Below are 10711 nucleotides of genomic sequence, written 5' to 3' on the forward strand. Positions count from 1 at the left end.
GGTCCGAGTGGCGAGAATCGAACTCACGGCCTCTTGAACCCCATTCAAGCGCGCTACCAAAACTGCGCTACACCCGGTCATCATCCGTTGCCTCCCTACCGAAGCACCGGCGACATGAGATATTATACTCGGATAAGGCAGTCTTGTCAACAGATTTTTGCAATTTTTTTGGATTTTTTTGAAGAAAGTATGATTTTGACGGTGATGCGCTGCTTTGCATCGTACTAATTCCTCCCGCCGTCGCATAAATTTCTTCCAGATGGCTTTCAAATGGGAAGAGAGGGGAGAGCATTTTGGCAAAGCAGGAACGAATCGAGCAGGCGGCAGTCTGCCGCGAGATAGGAGCCCGCACCGGCGGCGACATCCTCATTGGCGTGGTGGGGCCGGTGCGCACGGGCAAGAGCACCCTCATCAAGCAGTTTATGGAAAAGCTGGTGCTGCCAGCCATCGGCCCGGAGGACGCGAAGCTCCGCGCCCGCGATGAGCTGCCCCAGTCGGCAGCGGGGCGCACCATCATGACCACCGAGCCCAAATTCATCCCGGAGTCGGCGGTGCCGCTGGCGCTGGAGGGCGGGGGAGAGTGCAGCATCCGGCTCATCGACTGCGTGGGCTACATGGTGGAGGGGGCCATGGGCCACGAGGAGAATGACAAGCCCCGGATGGTCAAAAGTCCCTGGTTCGACGAGGAGATCCCCTTCGACCTCGCCGCCGAGACCGGCACCCGCAAGGTCATCCGGGACCACTCCACCATCGGCATCGTCGTCACCACCGACGGCACCATCAGCGAGATACCCCGCGAAAACTACATCCCGGCAGAAAAGCGGGTCATCGACGAGCTGGAAGCGCTGGGCAAGCCCTTCGTCATCCTGCTCAACAGCACCCACCCCGACGCCCCCGAGACAAGAGCGATGGCGGCGGAAATGGAAGAGAGCTATGGCCGGACCGTTCTGCCTGTGAGCTGCCTCGACCTCGACGAGGCGCAGCTGGGCGAGATTTTACAAAAAGTGCTCTACGAGTTCCCGGTGAGGGAGCTGGATTTCGCCCTGCCCCGCTGGGTGACGATGTTGGACAAAGGCCACTGGCTTCAGACCGAAGTATACACAGCGGCTATGCAGCTCTCCGAGAAAATTTCCCGGATGAAGGACGTCTCCGACTCCGGCCGGGCGGCGTTGGACTGCGAGGCCGTGGAAAACGCCGCCCTCAGTGGGATGAACCTCGCCGACGGTGTGGTCCGCATCACGGTGCTGCTCAAGCCCGAGGTGTTTTATAAGGTGCTCAGCGAGCAGACGGGCCTCGAAATCGGCGACGAAGCCGGGTTGATGCCCTGCATCATCGAGCTGGCCAAAGCCAAGCGTGCCTACGAGAAGATACGCAGTGCGATGGAGCAGGTGGAGGCTACCGGCTACGGCATCGTGATGCCGTCCATCGACGAGCTTTCGCTGGAACAGCCCGAGATCGTCCGGCAGGGCGGGCGGTACGGCGTCCGTCTCGAGGCCAGCGCGCCGTCTATCCACATGATGAAAGCTGTCATCCACACCGAGCTGAGTCCCATCGTCGGGACGGAAAAGCAGAGCGAAGACCTCGTGCAGAGCCTTTTGAAGGATTTCGAGGACGACCCCGTCCGCCTGTGGGAGTCGAACATCTTCGGCAAGAGCCTCCACGAGCTGGTCAACGACGGCCTGCAGAACAAGCTGCTCCATATGCCGCAGGAGGCCCGGGGGCGTTTGCAGGAGACGCTGGAACGGGTCATCAACGAGGGCTGTACCGGACTCATCTGTATCTTGATCTAACAAAAAGTCCGCTGCACGAAACCAACGTGCAGCGGACTTTTGTGCTATTTCTCTTCTTCGGTCAATTTGGTGATGAGCATCTGATAAATCTCATTGCCCTTCAAAATGAACTGCTTTTTTACCATCTCAGCGCTCAGCCGGTCGGGAGTGCCGATGTCCAGACAAAATAGCTCACTGTCCAGAGCCTTCACCTGACAGCGCACGGAGCAATGGCCGTCGGCTTTTTCGCTGATGCGGGCGCTGTACTCGGCTTCCTTGCGCGCCCAGGTCTGGCTGCGCAGCACGGCGGCGACCGCCTTTTCCCGCACACTGCGGGGCAGGTCGTAGGCCAGCTCCTGCGCCACTTTCCGGCCCTTGTCGGTGATGGTGTACCGGTCGCCGTCCACCGTCACGAGCTGCTGCCTGGCGATGTCGTCCAGGCAGGAGCCGATCTCAAAATAATTCACCAGTGCCTCTTCCATCAGGGCGTTTTCGATCTCCGTCCGTGTGATAGGCCCGGCGTTCTTGACAAGATAACACAGCAGCAATCGTATCTCGGTGCTGTTGGTCAGTCCACCGGGACGCACACCGGCGGTAAAAGCATCGTTGGCGGCCATTGTTACTCCCATCTCCCGTGTTCTATAGTATTAACTATAGTATAAAGGGTTTCACGCCGGATTGCAAGCCATGACCGAAAAATCCGTCTCGATGCGCTTGTGGCTTTCGGGGGTGGAGTAGAGCCAGTGATCGAGGTGGCCCTCGGTGATGAAGTACCGCAGCTCGAAGCGGTGGCTCTGGCTGAGGGCATGGTTGACGATGACGAGCTTTATCTTCATCTTCTCGGGCAGGATGTTCTTGATGTAGACGCTCACAGCCTGCCCGGGGCGCAGGTCGGGGCAGCTCTCGGCGAGGCCCGCGAGGTTGGGCGCGATCTCGATGAAGGTGCCGTACTCCTCCACGCTCCGCACGATGCCCACCACCGTTTCGCCCACCGTAAAGGCGGCAGCGTTCTCGGCCCAGGTACCCAGCAGCTCCCGGATGGTCAGCACGAACCGCCCCTGTGCGTCCCGGCTCTTGATGGCGCAGAGTATCTGCTGCCCCACGCTGACCCGGTCGGCAGGGGAGGAGATACGGCTCACCGACATACAGTCGATGGGCAGAAGGGCGCTGATGCCGCAGCCTACGTCACAGAACGCACCGAAGGGCTCGATGTGGGTCACGATACAGGGCAGGATGTCGCCGGGCTGGAGCTGGTCGAGGTATTCGGCCTTGCACATCCGCTGTGCTTCAGCGCGGGAGAGGCGGTAGACAGGCTGTCCGTTTTCGTCGGTGTCGATGCCCTCGATGACAAAACAGGTGGGCCGTCCTACCCGCGTCAGTACGGCGATGTCCCGTACACTGCCGGTGTCGGCTCCGTCGGCACACTGCCCGAAGGGCATTACAGCCCGGCAGCCGCCCAGCTCGAACCGGAGCTGACGCTGGGTGTCGAAGGCCAGCGCCGTGCTCTGCAAGATCTCGCGGCTGGCCATCGCGGCCCGCAGCTCGGCGGCGCTCAGGCGGGAAGCATTGCGGTAGTTGTTTTCGGTACGAAACGCTTGCATCATCTTTCATTCCTCTTTCTCTGATTTTTGGGTAGCATTGCAGCTATAAAACCATATGCAGCTGCATTTGCATTTTATACGAGTTTGGATTATACTATAGTTGTGTGTTCCTCTTTTGGACACACGGCCTGTACTATAAATGTGCAGACAGGAAGGATTCAATATGGATATTGCAGTCGGCGATACCATCCTCACCCGCAAACAGCACCCTTGCGGAGCAGCAAGCTTCGAGGTGCTGCGGGTGGGCATGGATTTCAAGATCCGCTGCACGGGCTGTGGCCGCGAGGTCATGCTGCCCCGGGCGAAGATCGAGAAGAACATCAAAAAGGTCATCAAACCGGGCCAGGAATAGCCCGGAGGCACAGCACATTCAGAAACTGTTTTGTAAGGAGAACTGCCTGATATGCCGAATCTGACTTCCCAAATGGAGGCCGTCTGCCGCCGGTTCGAAGAACTTTCTATCCGTCTCAATCAGCCCGAAACTGCCGCCGACCCGGCGCAGTTCCGCCGCCTGATGCAGGAGTACCATGAAGCACAGCCGGTGGTGGACGCTTACCACGCTCTCACCACTGCGCAGGACCACCTGGCACAGGCAAAAGCCCTGCTGGAAGGGGACGAGCCCCTCGACGCGGACTTTAAGGCTATGGTACAGCAGGAACTGAGCGAAAAAAGTCAGGATGTGGCAGAGCTGGAAAATAATCTCAAAATTTTGCTGCTGCCGAAGGACGTAAACGACGAGAAAAGCGTCATCATGGAGATACGCGCCGGTGCCGGCGGCGAGGAAGCTGCGCTGTTCGCCCACAGCCTCGTGCGGATGTACACCATGTACGTCCAGAGCCGGGGCTGGGAGATGGAGCTGCTGAACCTCAACGAGACGGAACTCGGCGGAACCAAAGAAGCCGTCTTTGCGGTCAATGGCCGGGGCGCCTACAACCGCCTCAAGTACGAGAGCGGTGTCCACCGGGTGCAGCGTGTACCGGAAACGGAGACGCAGGGCCGCATCCATACTTCGACGGCCACCGTGGCCGTGATGCCGCAGGCCGAAGAGGTTGACTTTGCGCTGGACATGAAGGATCTGCGCATCGACACCTTCCGCTCTTCGGGTGCGGGCGGTCAGCACATCAACAAGACGTCCAGCGCCATCCGCGTCACCCACATCCCCACCGGAACCGTGGTCGAGTGCCAGAACGAGCGCAGCCAGTTCCAGAACAAGGACAAGGCTCTGGAGATCCTCCGCAGCCGCCTGCTGGCCCAGAAGCAGAAGGAGCAGCAGGACGCCATCAACGCCGACCGCGCCGGTCAGGTGGGAACAGGGGACCGCAGCGAGAAGATACGCACCTATAACTTCCCGCAGGATCGCTGCACCGACCACCGGATCGGCCTGACGGTACACAATCTCGACAAGATCATGGACGGCAATCTGGACGACATCATCGACGCCCTCGCCACCCGTGAGCAGGCCGAGAAACTGCAGAAGTTAAACACATAAATATGCGCGGAATGCGCACGAAAAGCTGTAAAGAATAATTGCTTTATAGAAGAAAAGAGCGATGATTCGTATGAGTATCAATACTGAAGTCCGCCCGGCTGACGCAGAGGGTATTGCCCGCGCAGCCGAGCTTCTGCGGCAGGGCGAGCTGGTAGCCCTGCCTACCGAGACAGTCTACGGCATCGCGGCCGATGCCCGCAACGGCGAGGCCGTGAGCAAGATCTTTGTGGCGAAGGGACGTCCGCAGGACAATCCCCTCATCGTCCACGTCACAGGCCCTGAGATGCTGCACGGCCTCGTCAGCGAAGTGCCGGAACGCGCCCAGCTGCTGATGGCGGCGTTCTGTCCCGGCCCGCTGACCATCATCATGCCCCGCGGCCCCGAGGTGGCAGCGGAGTGCTGTGCCGGTCTGGATACCGTGGGCATCCGGATGCCCAGCCACCCGGTGGCACGGGCCGTCATCAAAGCCAGCGGCTGCGCTTTTGCGGCCCCGTCGGCCAACCTCTCCGGCAAGCCCAGCCCCACCAACGCACAGGACGTCTTTACCGATATGGACGGCCGGCTGCCCCTCATTCTGGACGGCGGCGAGTGCGACTGGGGCGTGGAGTCTACCGTCGTGTCGGTGGTGGGCGAAAAGCCCACTCTGTTCCGTCCCGGCCACATCACGCTGGAAGACCTCGAGCGTGCGCTGGGCGAGGAAGTGGAAGTCTCCAAGGCCATCCTTGAGAAGCTGCCGGAGGGTGCGGTCGTCCGCAGCCCCGGCATGAAGTATAAGCACTACGCTCCCAAGGCAGATGTGACCCTTCTGGATGGCACCTTCGAGCAGTTCAAAGCCTATGTGGATGCCCACGCCGCTGAGAATCCCAGCTGCCTTTGCTTTACCGGCGAGGCCGAAAAGCTGGGCGTACCCTGTGTGGAGTATGGCCGGGAGGGCGACGGAGCCGACCAGGCAAAACACATCTTCCGCTCCCTGCGTGCGCTGGATGAGCAGGGCGATGCTGTGGTCTACGCCCGCTGCCCCCAGAAAGACGGCCTGTCCATGGCCGTCTATAACCGCCTCATCCGTGCGGCCGCGTTCCGGGTGATAAAGCTATGATGACGCTGGGCATCACCGGCCGCAGCGGCTGCGGCAAATCGACGGTCACGGCGGTGTTCGCGGCCCGGGGCATCCCGCTGGCAGACGCCGACCAGCTCTCCCGCGAGATCCTGCTTCCGGGTTCACCGCTGCTGCCCCAGCTGGCTGAGCGTTTCGGGGCAGATATTATAAAGGAAGACGGCACCCTTGACCGCCGCCTGCTGGCCGACCGCGCCTTTGCAACGCCCGAGGGGAAAGCTGCGCTCGACGCGCTGACTCACCCGGAGATCGTCCGCCGCATCCGCGCCGCCAAACAGGCCGCGCAGCAGGCGGGGGCGAAGCTCTTTGTGCTGGACGGCGCGGTCATCATCGGCACGGCGGCAGAGGCCGAGTGCGACAAGTTCTGCGTGGTCACGGCACCGTTTGAAGTCAGCGTGGAGCGCATCGCGGCCCGGGACGGTATCTCGCCTGAGATGGCCGCCCGCCGCCTCAACGCCCAGACGCCAGAGGCTGTGCTGACCGCCAAGGCAGACTACATCCTGCCCAACACCTCCACCCGTGAGGCGCTGGCGAAGGCAGCAAACGGGCTCTGTGACGCTCTCATCGGGGAGGGATGCCGCGCTTGAAAACGCTGTTCCGACTGCTGCGCAGACTGGTGGTGCTGGTCTGCATTGCGGCAGTGCTCCTGACGGCTCTGCCACCCCTCGCCCGGGAGGCCGACCGGCTGCTCTACCCCCGCAAATACAGCCGGCAGGTGGAGCAGTGGGCCGCAGAATACGAGCTCGACCCGCTGCTGGTCTATGCGTTCATCCGCACGGAGAGCGGCTTCGACCCCGCCGCCACTTCCAGCGTGGAGGCCCGGGGGCTGATGCAGATGACCGAGGAGACCTTTATCTGGCTGCGCAGCAAAATTGCGCCGGATGAGGGCCTGACCTTCGATGAACTCTACGACCCCGACGTCAGCATCCGCTTCGGCTGCTACTACATCCATCTCTGCATGGAGCGGTACGGCGGCGATGTGGCTACCGCTGCCGCCGCCTACCACAGCGGATGGGGGACAGTAGATAATCTGCTGCGGATGGAAGAGCATTCCTCCGACGGGCAGACCCTGAAAGGCTTCCCTTATAACCAGATGCACCATTACGTCGAAAAGATAACCGCCAGCTACGCCGTCTATACCCGGCTCTACGGCGGCTGAATCTCAACCAATGAAGAAGAACCGACAGGCCAAAAACCTGCGGGTCTTTGATAGATAACAAGTGTAAGAAAACAGAAAGGCAGGAGAGATCCTATGGCAGAAAAAACTCCAAACCAGCAGCTGGCTGAAAAGCTGCTGTTTAAGCCCGCTTACGTCGGCGACAAGTCCGCCGCCGTCAAGCAGGAGGCCCACGCATTCGCTGAGGGCTACAAGAAATTCCTCGACGCAGGCAAGACCGAGCGCGAGGTGGCCGCTGAGAGCGAGCAGATGCTCAAGGAAGCAGGCTACCAGCAGTTCGACCCGAAGAAGACCTACGCCCCCGGCGACAAGGTCTATTTCAGCCAGCTGGGCAAGGCCATCGTGGCTTCCACCATCGGCACCCGCAGCTTCGAGGACGGCTTCCATCTGGTCATCGCTCACACCGACAGCCCCCGTCTGGACCTGCGCCCGACCCCGCTGTACGAGTCCGACCACTTCAGCTACTTCAAGACCCACTACTACGGCGGCATCCGCAAGTACCAGTGGGGTACCATGCCGCTGGCAATCCACGGCGTGTTCTCCCGCGCTGACGGCACCACCGTCTCCGTGAACGTGGGTGAGGACGAGAACGACCCCGTCTTCTGCATCACCGACCTGCTGCCCCATCTGGGCGCTGAGCAGGGCGAGCGCAAGCTGAGCGACGGCATCCGCGCCGAGGAACTGAACATCCTCATCGGCTCCGACGCTGTGGACGACGAGGAAGTGAAGGAAGCTGTCAAGCTGAACACCATGATCCTCCTCAACGAGAAGTACGGCATCACCGAGAAGGATTTTGCACGCGCTGAAATCGAGATCGTCCCCGCTTATAAGTCCCGCGACGTCGGCTTCGACCGCTCCATGATCGGCGCCTACGGCCACGATGACCGCGTCGATGCATATCCCGCTCTGATGGCCGAGATCGCCACCAAGAATCCTGCCTTCACTACCGTCTGTGTCCTGACCGATAAGGAAGAGATCGGCTCTGACGGCGTCACCGGTATGCAGAGCATGTACGTCTTCCACTTCATGCAGGAGCTCTGCCGTACCGCCGGTCAGGACGACATCATTGCATTCCGCAACAGTGTCTGCCTGTCCGCCGACGTCACCGCTGCTTACGACCCGAGCTGGGCCAGCGCTTTCGAGCCGATGAACGGCACCTACGCAGGCCGCGGCATCGCGCTGTTCAAGTACACCGGCAGCCGCGGCAAGAGCGCTGCAAACGACGCTTCTGCCGAGCTGGTGGGCTATGTCACCCGCATGATGGACGACGACGACGTTGCATGGCAGATCGGTGAGCTGGGCCGCCTCGACCTGGGCGGCGGCGGCACCATCGCAAAGTATGTTGCCAACCGCGGCATCCCCGTCATCGACATCGGTGTGCCTGTGCTGTCCATGCACTCTCCCTTCGAGGTCATCCACAAGACCGACCTGTACATGGCTTATCGTGCCTTCGCCCTGTTCAATCAGGCCGCTGAGTAAGCTGCTTCTACGCATCAAAGCCCCGGAAAGTCTGCCGTCTGGCAGGCCCTCCGGGGCTTTTTGCTATGTCGTGGGCAGGGGGACGGCCTGCTCTACCGTGAGGAAGGCGAAACCGTTGTCCTCGTACCACTGGATGATGTCGGGCAGGGCTTCGGCAGTGGTGCGGGTGGTGGCCGAGTCGTGCATCAGCACGATGCACTGGGTCTGCTCGCCGGTCTCCCGCACGATGTTGCGGAAGATGGTGCCTGCACTGGGCTTGCCGCCCACAGCGTCCTCAGCGCAGACGTTCCAGTCTACATAGGCGTAGCCTTTTGCAGTGACTTCTTCTTTGAGCTGCTGCATCAGCCCGCGCCCGCCGTAGCGGCGGCTCACGGTGTTGGTACTGCCGCCCGGGAAGCGCAGATACCGCAGGCCGTCGGCCCGGACGTAAGGGGAGAGGCGTTCCTTTAACAGGTCGATGTCCTTCCAGTAAGCGTTCGAACTTTGGTAGATGTCGCTGTACTCGTGGGAGGCGGAGTGGAGCGCGATCTGATGTCCGGCGGCAGCAGCCTCAGAGATGAGGGGAAGATATTTGTCGTTGTTTCCGGTGGCGACTACAAAGAAGGTCGCCTTTACTCCGGCACTGTTCAGCGCGGACAGAACGTCCGGCGTCGTCTTGCTGGGGCCGTCGTCGAAGGTCAGACAGACCCACTTCTCGGGCATCGGCTCCGGCTCCGGGGACGTTTCTACGGAGGACGCCGAGGCAGGGGAGACGAAGCTTTCGTCCGGCACCGGGGTCAGGTCGCTCTCCCGGCAGCCTACGGGCGGCTCTGCACCGCAGAATATCCCCAGTCCAAACCCCGCCGCCGCCCCGACAGAAAGCAGCAAAAGGCTCCACAACAATCTTTGATGTTTGCTGGATTTGAAAAAAGTCATTTCCAAAAACCTCCTTCTTAAGTCATTTCTGCACGGAAACTCCATTTACAAGATATGAATGGCAAAAAAATCTATGAAAACGCTTGACATCGCCGGGGGAGTATGGTATTATACTTGAGCAGTCAGCGATACGGCTTGAACCTCAGAGCTGTTAGAAAACACGGATTGCATCAAAACTTCATATGCGAGGGTGGCGGAACTGGCAGACGCGCACGTTTGAGGTGCGTGTGGTTTATCCTTGGGGGTTCAAATCCCCTCCCTCGCACCAGAAAATATCCACGGAATGTCGATGAAAAATCGATATTTCGTGGATTTTTTTGTTGTCTGTGCGTATCAGATACTGCCTGCTTTTGCCGGGTACTTTGTAGTCAGAATCGTAGTCAGAAAAAGTAGGTCATAGCAGGATTTTTCCGGGTTTTCCCCGGGACAAAAAAGTAGTCAAAAATAATAAATCAGGCCGCTGTCTCTGTTTTACGGAGACGGCAGCCTGATTCATCAAGGAGATTATTTGTCCATATCATGGTACGCACCTGCGGGCGGTCGTGCTGTTCGACCCCTCTTCTCTGCACCAAACCATGAAAATCCGAACCTTTTCTCGATAGGAGAAGGGTTCGGATTTTTTGTTTTCTTTGGAAATGACAATTCCGGCTCCTTCCCGACGACTGTGTGTCCAAAACCTTATCAGAAGAACCGTATAACAAAAGTCACAACTGTAAAGGTGCCGTAAGGCAGAAAGGACACGATTATGAAGTACGATGAAAGAACTTGCAAATTCAACATGGATACCGGCTGCGTGGAGCTGCTGCTCCGGGATGGGAGAATGATCTCCATTGACTGCACCGGGGTCGAGGATGAATTGGACGTGACCATGGCGCAGAGGACGGAACTGGACTACCTCATCTACAACGATCCGTTGGGCTATGCGGATTTGATTCTGAACGGTGACCCGGAGAAATATTTGAAGAATGTGGCTGGAAGCCATGGGCTAGAAGATTAAGGGCAAAACAAAAAACAGGGTGCGCCCCTGAATAGGACGCACCCTGCCAAAGACCACAGACGATAGCGATATGTACAACAGGGAGTTCCCCAGAGCAGAGTTCCCATAAAACAGTATTTGCAAAAGCTCCCGAAATGGGGAAGATTTGGCGTGACTTCGGTCACGCCTTT

At 59.5% G+C, this 10711-nt stretch carries 11 protein-coding genes and 2 tRNA genes; 9 read left to right on the plus strand and 4 right to left on the minus strand.

Annotated elements, in window-relative coordinates; genetic code table 11:
- Positions 1-2: 2 nt before the first annotated feature.
- Positions 3-77 (minus strand) — tRNA-Pro (locus AAAU26_RS00275).
- 216 nt (positions 78-293) lie between these two features.
- Between AAAU26_RS00275 and spoIVA the strand changes: the two genes are divergently transcribed.
- Positions 294-1790: a stage IV sporulation protein A gene (spoIVA, locus tag AAAU26_RS00280; protein WP_158400728.1), complete on the plus strand. Its 1497-nt coding sequence runs from the start codon at positions 294-296 to the stop codon at positions 1788-1790.
- A 44-nt stretch (positions 1791-1834) separates the two neighbouring features.
- Here spoIVA and AAAU26_RS00285 read toward each other — a convergent pair whose 3' ends face one another.
- Both AAAU26_RS00285 and AAAU26_RS00290 read right to left on the minus strand, forming a co-directional pair.
- On the minus strand, positions 1835-2386 hold the full coding sequence (locus tag AAAU26_RS00285) for a DUF4364 family protein (RefSeq protein ID WP_158403177.1): 552 nt from the start codon (positions 2384-2386) through the stop codon (positions 1835-1837).
- A 51-nt stretch (positions 2387-2437) separates the two neighbouring features.
- The gene (locus AAAU26_RS00290) at positions 2438-3373 is read right to left on the minus strand and encodes a S1 RNA-binding domain-containing protein (protein WP_158394410.1); all 936 of its coding nucleotides are present in this window, start codon (positions 3371-3373) and stop codon (positions 2438-2440) included.
- A 160-nt stretch (positions 3374-3533) separates the two neighbouring features.
- On the opposite strand from AAAU26_RS00290, the gene AAAU26_RS00295 reads away from it, so the two are divergent.
- From AAAU26_RS00295 to AAAU26_RS00320, 6 genes are all read left to right on the plus strand, one after another.
- Entirely contained in the window at positions 3534-3722 is a 189-nt protein-coding gene (locus AAAU26_RS00295; RefSeq protein ID WP_149793267.1) for a DUF951 domain-containing protein, read from the plus strand.
- Positions 3723-3773: 51 nt separating this feature from the next.
- Complete coding sequence (gene prfA, locus AAAU26_RS00300) at positions 3774-4859, plus strand: peptide chain release factor 1 (RefSeq protein WP_158394411.1); 1086 nt, start codon at positions 3774-3776, stop codon at positions 4857-4859.
- A gap of 70 nt (positions 4860-4929) precedes the next feature.
- Complete coding sequence (locus AAAU26_RS00305) at positions 4930-5955, plus strand: L-threonylcarbamoyladenylate synthase (protein ID WP_158400726.1); 1026 nt, start codon at positions 4930-4932, stop codon at positions 5953-5955.
- Positions 5952-6560 (plus strand): dephospho-CoA kinase, encoded by a 609-nt coding sequence (coaE, locus tag AAAU26_RS00310; RefSeq protein WP_227619674.1) that lies wholly within the window; start codon positions 5952-5954, stop codon positions 6558-6560. The genes AAAU26_RS00305 and coaE overlap by 4 nt, the downstream gene beginning before the upstream one ends.
- Entirely contained in the window at positions 6548-7132 is a 585-nt protein-coding gene (locus AAAU26_RS00315) for a lytic transglycosylase domain-containing protein (RefSeq protein ID WP_207677409.1), read from the plus strand. The genes coaE and AAAU26_RS00315 overlap by 13 nt, the downstream gene beginning before the upstream one ends.
- A 93-nt stretch (positions 7133-7225) precedes the next feature.
- Entirely contained in the window at positions 7226-8629 is a 1404-nt protein-coding gene (locus tag AAAU26_RS00320) for an aminopeptidase (RefSeq protein WP_227619675.1), read from the plus strand.
- Positions 8630-8692: 63 nt separating this feature from the next.
- On the opposite strand, the gene AAAU26_RS00325 is transcribed toward AAAU26_RS00320, so the two are convergent.
- Entirely contained in the window at positions 8693-9544 is an 852-nt protein-coding gene (locus AAAU26_RS00325; RefSeq protein WP_227619676.1) for a polysaccharide deacetylase family protein, read from the minus strand.
- A gap of 184 nt (positions 9545-9728) precedes the next feature.
- On the opposite strand from AAAU26_RS00325, the gene AAAU26_RS00330 reads away from it, so the two are divergent.
- Both AAAU26_RS00330 and AAAU26_RS00335 read left to right on the plus strand, forming a co-directional pair.
- A tRNA-Leu gene (locus tag AAAU26_RS00330) sits at positions 9729-9812 on the plus strand.
- Between the two features lie 477 nt (positions 9813-10289).
- On the plus strand, positions 10290-10541 hold the full coding sequence (locus AAAU26_RS00335) for a DUF6061 family protein (RefSeq protein ID WP_005927463.1): 252 nt from the start codon (positions 10290-10292) through the stop codon (positions 10539-10541).
- The last annotated feature ends 170 nt before the right edge of the window (positions 10542-10711 follow it).

It is taken from the genome of Faecalibacterium longum (assembly GCF_040094125.1).
Classification (GTDB): domain Bacteria; phylum Bacillota; class Clostridia; order Oscillospirales; family Ruminococcaceae; genus Faecalibacterium; species Faecalibacterium longum.